Here is a 17284-nt window from a genome sequence, read left to right as displayed (position 1 = left end):
CTGGTCAGTCTTTGGTCAGCGTCGCATGACGACAATCAATCACGCGAGTCATTCACCGCTTTCGACATGCAGTGGATCGAACGCAATTCGATGGCGCGACTAAGGCTGTTTTAAGTTAAGCGCCCTAATCTGAACTGGAACAGCACGACGGACTCCGGCGCCTTATGTTGTTTGAATGTCGTCCTTTGAATGACGAAGCGATGGTTGCCGGGCTGATTGCCCTGTTTCAGATTCGCAAGCTCAAAAGGAGAGCGTGATGAAAGCTTCACTTACCGTTTCTTTGATTGCCGCGGCGCTGACTATTCCTGCGATGTCGTATGCGCAGTCCGCGCAGACCACTCAGGACCCCGTCACGCGCAGCGAAGTCAAGGCGCAAATCGTTCAGGCCGAGAAGGACGGCACGCTGCATCAATCGAAAGTGCATTATCCCGACTACGCGGCGGCGCAGACGGGCGTTGCGCGCGAGTCGACGGAAGCGTACGGGACGATGCCGTTGAACTTCTCGCAATCGGGCGCGCCGTCGAAAGCAACGACGGGCACATCGTTGTTGTCGCATCATTGACGATGCGCTGCGATGCGCGGTGTTAGGGCTTTGGAATCCGGATCCGGCTGATCATCAGCGATCCCGAGATGCCGAAGACGAGCGTCAACGGATGCAGCACATGCCCCGCAACACGCCATTCGCCTAGCCACAGTTGTGCGCCGAGCGCTTCTTGCGTCGCTGCGACGGTGAGCAGCAGAACGATGGCGAACGAGGTCGGAATAGGCGTGCCTTCGAAGTGCGTGACCTTGCCCGTTCCAGCCGACATCGCTTCGGCTGTCACGTTGTAGCGCGCAAGCCGCGACACGCCGCACGCAACGAAATACGCGAGCAGAAAGCGGTCGTAAAGACCGCGCATGCCGCATCCATAGCCAATCACGGCGGGCGCGACGCCGAATGAGATCACATCGGCAAGCGAATCGAGTTCCTTGCCGAGCAGCGAAGACGTTTGACGCCAGCGCGCAATGCGTCCGTCGAGCACATCGAAAACGAGTGCAGCGAACACCAGTGCACACGCGAAATAGATGTGCATGACGTCGGCGCTGCCGATGTAGCTCATCATCGAAAACAGCGCACCTGTGCCGCAGATCGCATTGCCGAGCGTGAACCAGTCGGCGAGATGAAACTCGCGAATCATCGAGAATCGCTTCTTGCCGGGCGTGGTGTGGTCGAGCGGTGGGCGTGGCAACGTCATTCTCCTCATGGTTGTCCGCTGTCGGGCGCAAGGCGCGTGCCTTGCGCGAATGGCGCTTCGCCTTTGTGCGCGAATGCGAGCACGATCGCGTTGCCCAGTTCGTCGGCGACAGGCGCGGAAGGGCCGGCCGCCGCGAACAGCGTGAACTCGACATCGGGCAGCGCGGGCAAGCCCGCATCCGGCGCAACCACGTGCAAGCCGTGCACGAGCTGCGTCTGCGGAATCGGCGTCACGGCGAAGCCGGCCTGCGCGGCGGCCAGCAGACCGGAACCGCTCGAGCAGACCAGCGCGATCCGATGATCGAGTCCCGCGCGAGCGAGCGCTGCCAATGCGGCCTCGCGATACGGACACGGCTCTGGAAACAGCGCGAGCGGCACGGGCGCGCCGGGTGTCAGCGATGCCCACTGCGCGCCCGCCCACACGAGCGGCTCGCGCCACAGGATGCGTCCGCGGCGTGCATCCGAACAGCGTCCGCCGATCACGACATCGAGTTCGCGCTGGTCCATCGCGTGAAGCAGTTCGGCCGGGATGCCGACTCTCGCGCTGAACGTGATGCGCGGATAGCGCACGGCAAAGCTCTGTATCACGTTCATCAGCCTGACATTGGCGAGATCTTCGGAGAGCCCGACACGGATCGCGCCCTCGCTCGGCCCGCGAAAGAGCTGCGCCTGCGCATCCTGATTGAGCGCGAGGATCGCGCGCGCGTAGCCCAACAGCAATTCGCCGTCCGCCGTGAGCGTGACGGAGCGCGTCGTGCGCGAAAGCAGATCGCGGCCGATCTGCTTTTCCAGCCGGCGCAGATGCGCGCTGACGGCTGATTGCGTGAGGTTGAGTCGCGTGGCGGCATGCGTGAAGCCGCCTGCCTGAACGACGGCCACGAATGAGCGCAGCAAAACGGTATCGAACATCGGCGCTATCTCCGATTCAGTGCGATCCAAGCTGAATAAGCCAATAATACTTCGTTTATATTTTGCCGCGAAATATGTTGTGATGAAGGCCGGTCAATCCTTTGGAGCCTTCCGATGCCGACCTTGCTGCATATCGAATCGTCGCCGCGCAAGTCGCGGTCTGCGTCGCTCGACGTCGCGCGCGCGTATCTCGATGCCTGGCGCGAAGCGCATCCCGATCATCGGATCGACGTGCTCGATCTGTGGTCGACGGCATTGCCGGAATTCGACGGCGATGCGCTCGATGCGAAGTATGCGGACCTGAGCGGCACGCCGCTCAGCGATGCTCAGGCGCGCGCATGGGCCGATATCCGTCAGCTGGCGCAGCGTCTGCATGCGGCCGATACGCTGCTCTTCTCCGTGCCGCTGTGGAATTTTTCGATCCCGTACAAGCTGAAGCATTTCATCGACGCTGTGTCGCAGCGAGGCATTCTGTTCTCGTTCGACGAGCGAGGCTTCGGCGGATTGCTGAAAGACAAGAAGGCGGTCGTGATCTATGCACGAGGGCTCGACTATTCGAAGCAGTCGAGCACGCCCGCCGAGTCATTCGATTTTCAGCGGCCGTATGTTGAAGCGTGGCTGCGTTTCGTCGGCGTTACCGATATTGAATCGATCGTCGTCGAGAAGACGCTGTTCGGCGCCGAAGTGGATCACGCGGCGAGACAGGCTGCGCGTGAACAGGCGGTGGCATTGGCGTCTGGTGAATTAGCGCATCGTCGATAGCGATCCGCTGATTACCGCACGGATAACCGCGCGTGCAAAAGAAAAACGGGCGCTGCTGCGCCCGTCGTTCGACTTCGTGCATCAAGCGTGTGACATCAGCGCTTGTTTCCCGGCACGGTCTGGCCGCGCAGCGAGCAGCCCTTCGTCTCGATCACGAACAGCAACGCAATCGCGCCGATCACACATGCGCCCATCATATAGTAGGCGGGGACGAGCGCGCTGCCCGTCTTGTCCACGAGCCAGTCGCTGATGATCGGTGCGGTGCCGCCGAAGATCGACGTCGACAGGTTGTACGCGATGGCCATGCCTGCATAGCGGACGTGAGTCGGGAACATTGCCGGGAACATCGCGGAGATGGTCGCGAGTTGCGGCACATACAGCAGGCCGAGCACCGCGAAGCCGATCAGCGCGCCGGCGACGCCGTGCGTCATCAGCGTGAACATCGGCACGGCCGCGACGAACAGGCCGACGAGCGAGAACCACCACATCGTCTTGCGTCCGAAGCGGTCGGACAGCGAACCCGCGAAGGGGAGAAACGCCATCATCGTGAGCATGCCGATCAGCGGAATCAGCAACGACATGTTCTCGCTGACACCCAACTGCTTGTGCATGAACGTCGGCATATACGCGAGCAGCACGTAGTTCACGACATTGAGCGCGACGACGAGCCCGCCGAGCAGGAACAGCGGCTTGGCGTATTGAACGAAGAGCGTCTTGAGCGGAACGGATTGCTCGTTCTTCTTGTGCGCCTGCTCTTCCAGCTCGCGGAACACGGGCGTTTCTTCGAGGCGCGAGCGCAGATAGCAGCCGACGAGACCGAGCGGCGCGGCCACGAGGAACGGCAGACGCCAGCCCCATGAGTGCATCGCCTGATCGCCGAGCACGAGCGAACAGCCGAGCATCAGCAGCGCGCCGAGCGAGAAGCCGGCCAGCGTCGCGAACTCGAGGAAGCTGCCGCAAAAGCCGCGCCGATCGTCGGGGGCGTACTCGGCCATGAACGTCGCGGCGCCGCCATATTCGCCGCCCGTGGAGAAGCCTTGCAGCATTCTCAGCACGATCAGCGCGGCAGGCGCGAGCCAACCGATCGACGAATAAGATGGAATCACGCCGACGAGCAGCGTCGCGCCGGACATCAACAGAACGGTCAGCGCGAGCACGCGCTTGCGTCCGAGGCGGTCGCCGAGCGGACCCCAGAAGAGGCCGCCGAGCGGACGGATCAGAAACGAAATGGCAAACGTGCCGAGAGCGAACAGCGTCGCGCTTGCGGCGTTGCCGGGAAAGAGCGCTGCTGAAATATAGGCGAGGCCATACGCATAGATGCCGTAGTCGAACCACTCGGTTGCATTGCCGAGTGCGGCAGCGGCGATGGCACGCTTCAGCAGATTTGACGCGTCACTTGCGCGTTCACGTTGATCGGCTTCGTCCCGGAAGGACGGAGCGGCGGGTGTGGCATTCCAGGGTTGCGCGTAACGCATTGGCTTCCTCGCTTAGCTGCGGCCCGTCGGGTCGCTGGTGTGATCTAAGGTAACGTCACCAGATATATTTCCTTTTGTCATAGGACGATGTTCGTATTGGGGATTTCCCCTGTATCGCCGGTTCTCGAATGCGCGTCTCTGGGCCTGCGCGCAAGGCGCATCAAGGGAAAGCGAGTGGGGGCACATGCGTGCGCGGACGTCCGCGAGAAGCAGCCGTCGCGCGGTGTAAAGAGTATGTAATGGAGAATGGGCGCCGCGCGCTTCGACGTCGAACGTTGCGACGTCGAAGCGCTGGCGGAATGATCACCAGACGACGCGGGTCTTCGGCAGCGCCGATTTGATCTCGTCGACGTTTCTTGCCTTTGTGCCGTAGAGCACGACTTCGCGCAAACCGGTCAGGCCTTTTAGCACGTCGACGTCATCGACGGGTGTGTTCGCGAGATACAGCTCCCGCAGACTGGTCATGCCCTTCAGCGCATCGATGTTGCGAACCCGCGTGCGGAAGAGATTCAGCGATTGAAGCGCTTTCATGCCTCCGAGCGCGTCGATGTTGTCGATCGTTGTGTCCGCAAGGTTGAGCCTTTGCAGCTTCTTCAGATCCTTGAGCGCATCGATGCGTGTGACTTGAGTGCGTGCAAGAACGAGCGTTTCCAACTGGGGCAGGCTGCGCATCGCATCGATGTTCTCGACCCTGGAGCCGTCGAGCACCAGCGTTTTCATCGACGGCGTTCCCTTCAACGCGTCGATGTTGCGCACAGGCGTGTTCGCGAGATAGAGCGCTTGCAGATCGCGCAGCTTCTTCAACGCACCGATGCTCTCGACCTGCGTCTCGTTGAGATCGAGCGTCCTCAAAGTGGTCAGCTGGCCAAGCGGATCGATGTCGCGGACGTTTCTTGCGCCGCCCAGCTTGAGCGTTTCCAGATGAGGCAAGTCTTCGAGCGGATCGAGATCGCGAACCTGCGTGTCCCGCAGATCGAGCAGTTGCAGATCGGTGAGAGGCTTCAATGCGTCGAGATTCGCAACACGCGTGTCCCAAAGACTGAGCGATTGCAGTCCCGTTAATTCCTTTAGCGCATCAATGTTCTCGACTTCCGTCCGGTGAAGCATGAGCCGTTTCAGCGAATGCATTCCCTTTAGCGCATCGATGCGCCATACGGAAGTGCCTGTGAGATCGAGCGATTCGAGCGTATCGAGTCCGTTCAACGAATCGATGCTGTCGATCTGCGTGCCGGCAAGATTCAGTTCGAGCCGACGATCGAGTCCCTTCAGATGCGGCAGCGCAGTCGCAAGCTGTGATGTGGTCAGTGCAGGCCTCGCTCGCAATCCAAGGCATTCGGATCTGGGAATGGCAGCCGAACCATTGCTGTCGACGCACGCATCGATCGAGAATCCGAGATCGGTCAACTCGCGCAGATCGCGCTTTTCTCCCGAAGGCCTGAGGATCAGGAACACGATCACGAGCAAGAGTGCGATGCCGCCACCGATGATCCACGGCTTTGCGCGTGGCGGGATCGACGCGCGGAAGGCTTCGGCAGCCGGTTTCGGATCCTGGGTTGGCGTGTCGGGCATGGCGGCTCCGCTTGCTTTGGATTGCTCTCTTTATACACGAAGAGCGTGGCGATGATTTCGCCGTGCGCGATTGCGCCGGCGTGATTCAGGCGTTGCCGCGCGTAACCAGCGCCACGGGCGTTTCTATGTATGCGGACAGGTCCTCCTGTCTGCGCCGTTGCAGCAAAGCCTGTAACGCGACGTCGATGCCATACACGGCCTGCTTGGCGGCGAACTGGTCGACGGTCGCCAGCACGCTGCCGTTCTTCAGCAGCGGCTTGATCGCGTTGCTGTTGTTGTAGCCGGTGATCGACACGCTGCCTGTCTTGCGCGCGTCGCGAACCGCGTCGACGGCACCCATCGCCATATTGTCGTTGCCGCAAAGCAGCGCGCGTATCTCGGGCTTGCGCGCGAGTATGGCAGCAGCGGCTCGCTTGCCTTTCGCGTATTCCCAGTCGCCCGCTTCGACGGCAACGATTTCGACATGGGCAGCGTTCATCTCGTCCGTGAATCCCGTCGTGCGTTGTTGCGCGTTGCGGTCCGACGGCACGCCTTCGACAATCCCGACGTGGTCGCCGCCATGCAGCCTTTGCGCGAGATAGTGGCCGATCAGCTTCGCGCCGCGGAGATTGTCCGGTCCGACGAACGGAATGCGCGTACCGTCGACGTTCGATGCCTCCGGATCGAGAGGGTTGTCGATGGTCAGCGTGATGATGCCGCGCCTGATGCTCTCGTTCACGGCGGGGATCAACGCTTTCGAATGCGTCGGCGCGAGCACGATGGCGCTGACGCGTTGCGCGATCAGGTTCTCGACGATGCGTATCTGGCCGTCGACGTCCGTCTCCGTCGTCGTGCCCTGCACGACGAGATCGAACGGAAAAGGGGAGTGCTTCTGGAATGCGCGGGCCGCGTCGATCATCGACGACGTGAACGGGTCGGCAATCGACTTCAGCGCAAGGGCGATCGTGCCATTGCGGCTCGCGGCTTTCGATGGTTTGGGAACGACGATACCCGTGGCGGCGAGCGCGCTCGCGACAATGAAACGACGGCGTTGTTGGCGAGGCATGACTGAATGAACGGGAGGCGGCTACGCGTTGTGCGCGGGCGGGAATATGACAGTGTATGCCAGCAATTCGAGGGCAGGTATTGCGGGGCAGGTATTACGCGGAATACGAAGAGCTTTGCGTGCGACAAAGTGCGCGTCGACAAGCTGCCGTGAACTTCTATTCTTGAAGCATGACCCGCCTCATACCCGATGTGCAGGCCATGAATAGACATCACGCCGATGGAGACAATCATGCTCAGTCCACACGAGATCGCAGCGCTCATGCTGATCGGCACGACGCGATATCCGGACGACCTGGACCGTGACGATCTGCACGCGTTGTGCGAGCGCCAGTTGGTTTCGCTGGAAAAGCTCGCGTCGGGTCATGCGCATATGCATCTGACTGCGCGCGGACACTCGATACTCAGATCGATCGGTAAGGGAAACTGGAGGGGCGGTTAGTGACAGCGGGCCGAATCACTTCGTTTGGATTGCGAAACATATGGGGAAGTTCGACCGTATTTGTCTTGATTGCATTGATTGCGGCGCTTCAGAACGAAACGAATGAAATGCGCTAAATGCCGAATTCGCCTATTTACGTAAATAATTGAAGTAAAATAATGCCGCGCATTTCGATGTGATCTATCGGATTTATTAAATAATTACGATTAGAAAGGGCCGATTCGCGATTCATATTAATATTATAAAAAGGCCCGCCGAGAAAAAATATCCAGAACGATCATAGATATACCTTTTATCGGGCCTTCGTAGGCGGATCGCCCTCGACTCCCGCCGATCAAGAAAATAGCGGGCCGATTTTTCCCCGTGCTATTGAGATTAGTCCTTTTCTTCATTTGAACGGTTCACGTTTCAATGATGAAACGTTTATAATTCGTCTGCCCAAAAAATCTTCTGTAATTAATACCGGATCAAGCATTAAGCCGCCATCCACAGGGGTAACAATTGCTGGAGAGGGTGTGGCGCATAGCCATGCATCACTTCGCCGTGAACAGCGGCGAAGAGGCGGTTCCTGAAGTTCTTGAAGTCCGGTTGTCAATTCCTGCCCGGTTCGCGCTTGCGCGAAGCCGACTCATGGATTCTGGCTGTTCAATCGCAGGATTGTGTCAAGTGTCGTGAACCGATGAGGTTCGGCGATGGCATTGTGTTGCCAAAAAAATCGCGAAGTACTTTGCGTGTCAATCAGTAATCCTAAGTTTGTAAGTTTGCTGAAAAACGGCACGCCAGATACTTTTCTGTCACCGAACGGACGACGGACTCCATGAACTTCGCAGTAACGAAGTGCGCAACAAAAGTTGTAACGGGTGCAAGTTTGCGGGTTTGTGTGCGGTGGGTGTTCGTGCGAATGCATGAACGCGCAACCGAGACAGGCACAAGCGGCTCAGGCAATGAACGCAGGCGGTGCGTTCTCCGTTTCACTTCTCCTTCTATTCGAAAACGCCAAGGCGGGACGACTCCGATCGATCTTGCTTGCCTTCGGGGACAACTGCTATTCAGCGAAACATACGGACAATGATGAGATATTGGAAACTAGTGGGGGTTGCGTCGGCAACCGTGTTGGCATCGTTCGGTGCGGAACACGTTCAGGCTCAGACCAAGACGATCACCGTCGCAGGCCAGCAATACACGCTGTGCGGACAGGAAAACGCCAACTGCTCGTTCCTCGGAACGGGCTCAGTCGTGTTCGGGACCGTGCCTCCCGACGCGCCGTCGGCGATGCTGACGGCTCCGCGTACTTTTAGCAACGGCGTCGGCTGCTATGTCGGCGCGGTTTCGCAGACCGACCCCGCAGTCGGCTATGACAAGGCGTGCTGGGTGCGCGCTGCCGCGGCGACGCCGGCACCGGCTCCTACGCCTGCTCCGGCTCCCGCACCTGCGCCGGCACCGTCGCCCGCGCCGTCGGTGAAGCCGTCGCCGACGCCCACGCCGGCACCGGCTCCCGCGCCGACTCCGACGCCCACCCCGACTCCGACGCCGACGCCCACGCCGGCACCCGCTCCGACGCCTGCTCCGGCTCCGTCGCCGTCCGGCAGCTCGACGCTTTCATGCGGCACGGCAACGCAACAGGCGGGCGGCACGGCGAACGGCCTGATCACGGCTGACACGCCGACCAGCGACGGCCTGCGCGTATTCCAGAACAACACGCCGTTCAAGCTCGCGATCACGACGAACGCGCCGAACGCGGATACCGTGGTGTGGTCGATTGCCGATTCGAACGGTGCGATCAAGACGCAGGGCAGCTTCCCCGTGAACGCCGGCGTGCAGACCAACACGATTTCCTGTACGTCGACGTGGTCGGGCTACGGCGCGCTCACGGCCACGCTGCGCGCGAGCGGCGGCACGCTGCCGCACAGCGGCACGCGTCCGACGGGCATTGCGACGTTCGGCGTGCTGCCGAACCTCGCGCCTGTGCTCGGCACCGTGAACTACGCGCATCAGGATCAGCACCGCTTCGGCATGCAGGGCTTCAACGGCAACATCGCCGCGCTGCACGCACTCGGCATCTCGTGGACGATCGACGACCGTCAGCAGTCGGCGATGGAGCCCAACGGTCCGAACACGTACACGCCGAACGTGAACGACCTCGATGCGTTCTACAAGAACAACCCCGACCAGATGCGCATCGTGCGTCTTGACGGTATCCCCGGGTGGAATTCGAAGACGGGTCAGTACACCGACAGCTACTACGCGCCGAAGGATATGACCGCGTTCCAGAACTTCATGGCGAAGGTCGGCACCGACACGAGCCTGATCCGCGCGGCGAACTATCCGAAGCAGCAGAACAACTACTATCAGGTGACGTGGGAGCCGAGCCTCGGCTGGGCCGATAGCGACGCGAACTTTGTCGCGATGTACAAGGCTGCCTATCAAGGCATCCACTCGACCGATCCGAACGCGGTCGTGATGGGCACGGGCAATCCGTTCGCCTCCAATTGCGATACGTGTACGACGGGCTATCTGAAGAAGTTCGGCGCGCTCGGACTGTGGAACTACATCGACGCGGTTTCGACGCACGGCTACTGGAACGCGGGTACGTACCCGGCGCATCCGCCTGAGCTGCAGGACTCGGACCCCGATCCGGCGAACCAGGCCAACGCGCTCGACAATCAGATGAGCCAGTTGCGCTCGGTGATGCAGGCCGGCAAGCCGAACATGAAGCTGTTCTTCACGGAAGCGGGCACGAGCTATGACCCGGGCATCAACTACGGCCCGACGACGCCGTCGCAGAACCAGCTGTTCGCACATGCAGCCGTTGGTGTTCGCTCGCACATCATCGTGCTGGGCGGCGGCGCGCAGATGACGACGCTGTTCTACGGCCCCGACTATCCGGGCGAAGTGGGCTACGGTTCGTTCTTCGACCTGAACAACGCGCAGGGCGCATTCGGTGCATCGAACCTGTCGCCGAAGCCTGAAGCGATGGCCTTCGCAACGATGACCCGCGTGCTCGACGGCACGAACACGCTGGGCCGCGTCAAGGGCACGCCGGGTGGTACGTTCGTGTATGCGTTCCAGCAGCTCGGCGACGGCAAGGTCGTGACGGCCGCATGGGCGCACAACAACAGCCAGTGGCCGACGAGCAATGGCACGTACAGCCAGACGTATTCGACGGGCTACTCGCTGCAGGTGGACAATCCGGGTACGTCGGGCAACGTGACGAAGATCGATGGCTATGGCAATACCACGACCGTTCCGTACTCGAACGGCCAGGTGTCGCTGACGCTGACGGAAGTGCCGCAGTACATCGTGTCGAACAACGCGACCGTTGCGAAGAACAATTCGACGGTTCCTGTTGGTTACACGGGACAATAATATGAAGTGACACCGATGACTCGCCGCCGAGGTTGGCGGCGATCAATCGAATGTTTTGCTTGCCCGGCAATAGCCGGGCTTTTTTTATTGTTGATTAAAAGTCGATTCGCCATGCTCAAGAAAAAAATACGGATCTTTAGAACAAAACCGGAAACAAGTACCGGTTCTCTTTAGGCCAGTAATCCACCTTTAACATTTCACCGTGGATTCATCTATTCTTTGTTGCGTGCGTCGACGTCAGCGTGGAAGCTCACGACAAATTTAATAGCGGCGTGCCTCCCGATGCATGCCCATAACTGGTAACGTCTATGCTTGCTGGGCATCCAGCCTGCCCGGTGCAGGCGTTCGCCCGCGCAGACGCGACTCCGGTGGAATAGAGCAAAGACATAGACCGACGAAGTTTGTGAAAGCACGCAATTCAAAACCAGAATAAAGCCGCTTATTTGTGACAGGTGAGGAACGCATGGACACGTTCGCAGTCGAGTCACCGCAGCAATCCAATGATCAGCTTGCCCATATCGCTGCCGCGCTCAATGCGCTGCGCCGGGGAGACACGTCGTATCGTCTGCCCGATGACTGGGCGGGCGATGCCGGCAAAGTTGCAGCCGAATTCAATCTGTTGTCTTCGCAGACGGGGCGCGTCGCGCAGGATATCGGCAAGATGTCGAGGCGTCTTTCCGGTCCCGGCTTCCTGCCGAAGGAAGTCGCCGTCAGTAGCGATGCGCTGGCAGGCGTCTGGCTCGATAGCGCGTCCCAGGTGAATCAGCTCTTCGACAGCGTGACGACCGCTCACGAATGCACAAGAACAGTGCTCGCCGCGCTGGCTGCCTTGCAAAAAGGAGAGGCCGTTTCGTTGCCGGCGGACTGGACGGGCATTCACGGCAAAGTCGCGCAAGTCTTCAACGACGTCGTCGAGCAGAGCATCTGCATGTCGGAAGAACTCGGCCGCTTGAGCCGGGTGGTCGGCAAGGAAGGGCGGCTTAAGGAGCGCGCCGCGCTTCCGTATGCGCGCGGCTTTTGGGGCGATTCGATCGATGCGGTGAACTCGCTGATCGCCGACCTCGTTCATCCGACGAGCGAAGTCGCCCGGGTGATCGGCGCGGTCGCGCAGGGCGATCTGTCGAAGAGCATGGCGCTCGAAGCCGATGGCCGCGCGTTGCAGGGCGAGTTTCTGCACACGGCCAAGACGATCAACACGATGGTTGAGCAGCTCGGCACGTTTGCCGCCGAAGTGACGCGCGTCGCGCGCGAAGTCGGCACGGAAGGCAAGCTCGGTGGCCAGGCCGACGTGCAGGGCGTTGCTGGCACGTGGAAAGACCTGACCGATTCGGTCAACTCGATGGCGGGCAATCTCACGAGCCAGGTGCGCAACATCGCCGAAGTGACGAAGGCCGTCGCGGCCGGCGATCTGTCGAAGAAGATCACCGTCGACGTCAAAGGCGAAATACTCGAACTGAAGAACACGATCAACACGATGGTCGATCAGTTGCGCTCGTTTGCGTCCGAGGTGACACGCGTCGCGCGCGAAGTGGGCACGGAAGGCAAGCTCGGCGGCCAGGCGGACGTGCAAGGCGTCGCGGGCACGTGGAAGGATCTGACCGACAACGTGAACTTCATGGCGGGGAATCTCACGAGCCAGGTGCGCAATATCGCGGAGGTCACGGTTGCTGTTGCAACGGGCGACCTCTCGAAGAAGATCACCGTCGACGTGAAGGGCGAAATACTCGAGCTTAAGAACACGATCAATACGATGGTCGATCAATTGCGTTCGTTTGCGTCGGAAGTGACGCGCGTCGCGCGCGAAGTCGGCACGGAAGGCAAGCTCGGCGGTCAGGCCGAAGTGCAAGGCGTCGCCGGAACGTGGAAGGACCTGACCGACTCGGTGAACTCGATGGGTAGCAATCTGACGGCCCAGGTGCGCAATATCGCCGAAGTGACGACGGCCGTCGCGGCTGGCGACCTGTCGAAGAAGATCACCGTCGACGTGAAGGGCGAAATTCTCGGACTGAAGAACACGATCAACACGATGGTCGATCAGTTGCGTTCGTTTGCATCGGAAGTGACGCGCGTCGCGCGCGAAGTCGGCACGGAAGGCAAGCTCGGCGGCCAGGCGGAGGTGCAAGGCGTCGCCGGCACATGGAAGGACCTGACCGACTCGGTCAATTCGATGGGCAGCAATCTGACCGCACAGGTACGCAACATCGCCGAAGTGACGACGGCCGTTGCAGCAGGCGATCTGTCGAAGAAGATCACCGTCGATGTGAAGGGAGAAATTCTCGAGCTTAAGAACACGATCAATACGATGGTGGACCAGCTCAGTTCATTTGCGTCGGAAGTGACGCGCGTCGCGCGCGAAGTGGGCACGGAAGGCAAGCTCGGCGGCCAGGCGGATGTGCAAGGCGTCGCGGGTACATGGAAAGACCTGACCGACTCGGTCAATTCGATGGGCAGCAATCTGACTGCACAGGTGCGCAATATCGCCGAAGTGACGACGGCTGTCGCGGCGGGCGATCTGTCGAAGAAGATCACCGTCGACGTGAAGGGCGAAATTCTCGAACTGAAAAACACGATCAATACGATGGTCGATCAGTTGCGCTCGTTTGCATCGGAAGTGACGCGTGTCGCACGCGAAGTGGGCACGGAAGGCAAGCTCGGCGGGCAGGCGGACGTGCAGGGCGTCGCGGGCACGTGGAAGGACCTGACCGACAACGTGAACTTCATGGCGGGCAATCTGACGGCCCAGGTGCGCAATATCGCGGACGTGACGAAGGCCGTTGCAGCGGGCGACCTGTCGAAGAAGATCACCGTCGATGTGAAGGGCGAAATTCTCGAACTGAAAAACACGATCAACACGATGGTCGATCAGCTCGGCTCGTTTGCATCGGAAGTGACGCGCGTCGCGCGCGAAGTCGGCACGGAAGGCAAGCTCGGCGGGCAGGCTGATGTGCAGGGCGTCGCGGGCACGTGGAAGGATCTGACCGACAACGTGAACTTCATGGCGGGCAACCTGACGAGCCAGGTGCGCAATATCGCGGACGTGACGAAGGCCGTTGCAGCGGGCGACCTGTCGAAGAAGATCACCGTCGACGTGAAGGGCGAAATACTCGAACTGAAAAACACGATCAATACGATGGTCGATCAGTTGCGCTCGTTCGCATCGGAAGTGACGCGCGTCGCGCGCGAAGTCGGCACGGAAGGCAAGCTCGGCGGCCAGGCCTATGTGCAAGGTGTCGCGGGCACGTGGAAGGATCTGACCGACAACGTGAACTTCATGGCGGGCAATCTGACGAGTCAGGTGCGCGGCATCGCAAAGGTCGTGACGGCCGTCGCGAACGGCGACCTCGCGCGCAAGCTGACGGTCGAAGCGAAAGGCGAAATCGCGGCGCTCGCGGACACGATCAACAGCATGACGGATACGCTCGCGACGTTCGCCGATCAGGTGACGACCGTCGCGCGCGAGGTCGGCGTCGAGGGCAAGCTCGGCGGCCAGGCCAAGGTGCCAGGCGCGTCGGGTACGTGGAAGGGGCTGACGGAAAACGTCAACCAGCTTGCCGCGAACCTGACGACGCAGGTGCGGGCCATCGCTGAAGTCGCGACGGCCGTCACGCAGGGCGACCTCACGCGGTCGATCACCGTCGAGGCGCTCGGGGAAGTCGCGGCGCTGAAGGACACGATCAACGAGATGATCCGCAACCTGAAGGACACGACGCAGGTCAACACCGAACAGGACTGGCTCAAGACGAACCTCGCCAAGTTCAGCCGCATGCTGCAAGGACAGAAGGATCTCGTCGCCGTCGGCCAGTTGATTCTTTCCGAACTCGCGCCCGTGGTCGGCGTTCAGCAGGCCGAGTTCTTCGTGTTCGATTCGTCCGATGAGGCCGCGTCGTTGCGGCTGATGGCGAGCTATGCGTCGAGCGGTCATCTGTCGCATGGCAAGCGCGTGCAACTGGGCGAAGGACTCATCGGCCAATGCGCGGTCGAGCGTCGCAAGATTCTGCTTGAGCCGTCCGGCGCCGACAGTATCCGCATTACGTCCGGGCTGATCAGCATCGTGCCGCACAATGTTCTCGTGCTTCCCATCGTGTTCGAAGGGCAGGTGAAGGGCGTGATCGAACTCGCTTCGTCCGAGTGCTTCAATCCCACTCACCTTGCGTTCCTCGATCAATTGACGGAGAGCATCGGCATCGTCATCAATACGATCGAGGCCAATACGAGAACGGAAAATCTGCTCAAGCAATCGCAGTCGCTCGCGCATGAATTGCAGAGCCGTCAGGAAGAACTGCAGCAGACCAACGAAGAACTGCAGGAAAAAGCGCGGCTTCTCGCGCATCAGAACCAGGAAGTCGAGCGCAAGAACACCGAAGTCGAGCAGGCGCGCCAGGCACTCGAAGAAAAAGCAAAGCAGCTTGCGCTGACGTCGAAGTACAAATCGGAATTCCTGGCCAACATGTCGCACGAGCTGCGCACGCCGCTCAACAGCCTGCTCATTCTTTCCGACCAGTTGTGCAAGAACCCCGAAGGCAATTTGTCGGCGAAAGAAATCGAGTTTTCGAGAACGATACACTCGTCGGGCAACGAGCTGCTCATGCTGATCAACGACATTCTCGACCTGTCGAAGATCGAGTCGGGCACGGTGGTGATGGACTTCGCCGAACATCGTCTCGCCGATCTCATGTCGTATGTCGAGCGCACGTTCCGCCACGTCGCCGAAGCGCGCAACGTGGACTTCGTGATCCATCTCGGCACGCGCCTGCCCGCGTCGGTCCGCACCGACATCAAGCGCTTGCAGCAGATCCTCAAGAACCTGTTGTCGAACGCATTCAAGTTCACGCATCGCGGGCACGTCACGTTATCGATCGAAGAAGTGTTCGGCGGATGGAACGCGGACAACGAAGGGCTCAATCGCGCAAAAGAGGTCATTGCGTTTTCGGTGTCCGACACGGGCATCGGCATTTCGGCGGACAAGCAGCAGATCATCTTCGAGGCATTCCAGCAGGCCGACGGCAGCACGAGCCGTAAATACGGCGGCACGGGGCTCGGCCTTGCGATCAGCCGCGAATTGTCGAAACTGCTGGGCGGAGAAATCCGGCTTGTCAGCTCGCCGAACAAGGGCAGTACTTTCACGCTTTATTTGCCGTTGTCGGGCGAGATGGGCCGCGTCGCGAGAAAGACCGTCTCCGTTTCCGGCGACGACGCCGGCGATGCCGCGAGCGAGGCAGGCGCGCTTGCGGCGCATGAGTTCATCGATACCGTCGTCAGCGAATCGCGCGAACTGGCGGGCACGCCCGAAGACGACCGCTTCAACATCATGCCTGGAGACCGAGTGCTGCTGATCGTCGAAAACGATCTGGCGTTCGCGCATTTCCTGCTGGACGCGGCGCGCGAGCGCGGCTTCAAGGGACTCGTCACGCCGCTTGGCGCCCCCGCGTTGACGCTCGCCGATCAGTTCAAGCCCGAGGTCATCACGCTCGATCTGTTCCTGCCGGATATGGACGGCTGGCGCGTGTTGAGCCGCCTCAAGCACGATATGGCGACGCGGCATATGCCCGTCTGCGTGATCTCGACGGACGAGTCGCGCGAGCGCGCATTGCAGGCGGGCGCGTTCGCCTTTCTCGCGAAGCCGATCCAGGCGCGCGAAATACTCGACGACGCGCTGAGCGCGCTGGCCCGCTACGCCGATACGACGCCGCGCAAGCTGCTCGTCGCGCTGCCGGATTCGCCTGAGCGCGAGCACTTCGCGTCGTCGTTGTCGAGCGACAAGATTGCGCCCGTGTTTGCGGCAACACGCGAGCTGCTGATGGTGGCGCTCGCCGACAGAAATCTGGGCGCGGTCGCGATCGGCGTGGAACTGTTCGAGTCGAGCCTTGAAGACATCAAGGCGGCGCTCTCGAACAGAGGGTTTTTTGCGCCGTTGCCGTTCGTCGTGCTGACGCATGGGAAAGAGCCGGGTGCATGGGCGCGCGATGTCGAAACCTTCCGGCCGCTCGCCGTTTCGGACATGAGCCGCATGCTCGATGCGACAGTCGCATCGCTGCACTTCGACCGCAAGTGGCTACATGATGAAGCGCGCGACGTGATCGACAGTCTGCATGGCGCGAATGCGGATCTCTCCGGCCGCAAGGCGCTGATCGTCGACGACGACATGCGCAACATCTTTGCGCTCGCAACCGTCCTCGAGGATCACGGAATGCAGCATGTCTGGGCCGACAACGGCAGGGACGCGATCCGGCTCGTCGAGGCAGACGACCAGATCGACATCATTCTGATGGACATCATGATGCCGGAGATGGACGGCCTTGCGACGACGAGAGAGATCCGCAAGCGCGAGGTCGGCCGCACGTTGCCGATCATCGCGGTGACGGCGAAAGCGATGAAGGGCGACCGCGAACGCTGCATCGAAGCGGGCGCGTGGGATTATTTGTCCAAGCCCGTCAACCGCGAAGATCTGCTCGCGGTGCTTCATGCGTGGCTGCATCGCTAGGA

The 17284-nt window shown here is 60.6% G+C and carries 10 protein-coding genes; 5 read left to right on the top strand and 5 right to left on the bottom strand.

What is annotated here, in order from left to right:
* Positions 1–256: 256 nt before the first annotated feature.
* Positions 257–562 carry a DUF4148 domain-containing protein gene (locus VSR68_RS04395; protein ID WP_342938621.1) on the top strand — a complete coding sequence of 102 codons (306 nt, stop codon included), beginning with the start codon at positions 257–259 and terminating at the stop codon, positions 560–562.
* A 22-nt stretch (positions 563–584) separates the two neighbouring features.
* On the opposite strand, the gene VSR68_RS04390 is transcribed toward VSR68_RS04395, so the two are convergent.
* Together VSR68_RS04390 and VSR68_RS04385 are read right to left on the bottom strand one after the other, a co-directional pair.
* Complete coding sequence (locus VSR68_RS04390) at positions 585–1235, bottom strand: CDP-alcohol phosphatidyltransferase family protein (RefSeq protein ID WP_428983452.1); 651 nt, start codon at positions 1233–1235, stop codon at positions 585–587.
* A gap of 5 nt (positions 1236–1240) precedes the next feature.
* Positions 1241–2143 carry a LysR substrate-binding domain-containing protein gene (locus VSR68_RS04385; protein ID WP_342938620.1) on the bottom strand — a complete coding sequence of 301 codons (903 nt, stop codon included), beginning with the start codon at positions 2141–2143 and terminating at the stop codon, positions 1241–1243.
* Between the two features lie 114 nt (positions 2144–2257).
* Here VSR68_RS04385 and VSR68_RS04380 point away from each other — a divergent pair, with 114 nt between their 5' ends.
* A complete protein-coding gene (locus VSR68_RS04380) occupies positions 2258–2905 on the top strand; it encodes an FMN-dependent NADH-azoreductase (RefSeq protein ID WP_342938619.1) in 648 nt (215 codons plus the stop codon).
* Between the two features lie 95 nt (positions 2906–3000).
* On the opposite strand, the gene VSR68_RS04375 is transcribed toward VSR68_RS04380, so the two are convergent.
* The 3 genes from VSR68_RS04375 to VSR68_RS04365 all read right to left on the bottom strand — a co-directional run bounded on the left by VSR68_RS04375 (position 3001) and on the right by VSR68_RS04365 (position 6994).
* Positions 3001–4380: an MFS transporter gene (locus VSR68_RS04375; RefSeq protein ID WP_342938618.1), complete on the bottom strand. Its 1380-nt coding sequence runs from the start codon at positions 4378–4380 to the stop codon at positions 3001–3003.
* Positions 4381–4683: 303 nt separating this feature from the next.
* Complete coding sequence (locus tag VSR68_RS04370; protein WP_342938617.1) at positions 4684–5949, bottom strand: leucine-rich repeat domain-containing protein; 1266 nt, start codon at positions 5947–5949, stop codon at positions 4684–4686.
* Positions 5950–6034: 85 nt separating this feature from the next.
* The gene (locus VSR68_RS04365) at positions 6035–6994 is read right to left on the bottom strand and encodes a substrate-binding domain-containing protein (protein ID WP_342938616.1); all 960 of its coding nucleotides are present in this window, start codon (positions 6992–6994) and stop codon (positions 6035–6037) included.
* Between the two features lie 231 nt (positions 6995–7225).
* Here VSR68_RS04365 and VSR68_RS04360 point away from each other — a divergent pair, with 231 nt between their 5' ends.
* From VSR68_RS04360 to VSR68_RS04350, 3 genes are all read left to right on the top strand, one after another.
* Positions 7226–7435 carry a hypothetical protein gene (locus VSR68_RS04360; RefSeq protein WP_342938615.1) on the top strand — a complete coding sequence of 70 codons (210 nt, stop codon included), beginning with the start codon at positions 7226–7228 and terminating at the stop codon, positions 7433–7435.
* A gap of 1068 nt (positions 7436–8503) precedes the next feature.
* Complete coding sequence (locus VSR68_RS04355; RefSeq protein WP_342938614.1) at positions 8504–10801, top strand: hypothetical protein; 2298 nt, start codon at positions 8504–8506, stop codon at positions 10799–10801.
* Between the two features lie 463 nt (positions 10802–11264).
* Positions 11265–17282: a hybrid sensor histidine kinase/response regulator gene (locus VSR68_RS04350; RefSeq protein ID WP_342938613.1), complete on the top strand. Its 6018-nt coding sequence runs from the start codon at positions 11265–11267 to the stop codon at positions 17280–17282.
* Positions 17283–17284: the final 2 nt, after the last annotated feature.

The organism is Paraburkholderia phymatum (assembly GCF_038900715.1).
In the GTDB taxonomy this organism is placed as follows: Bacteria; Pseudomonadota; Gammaproteobacteria; order Burkholderiales; family Burkholderiaceae; genus Paraburkholderia; species Paraburkholderia phymatum_A.
The sequence above is the reverse complement of the archived record's forward strand: the minus strand, read 5'-3'. Positions and strand labels throughout refer to the sequence as shown.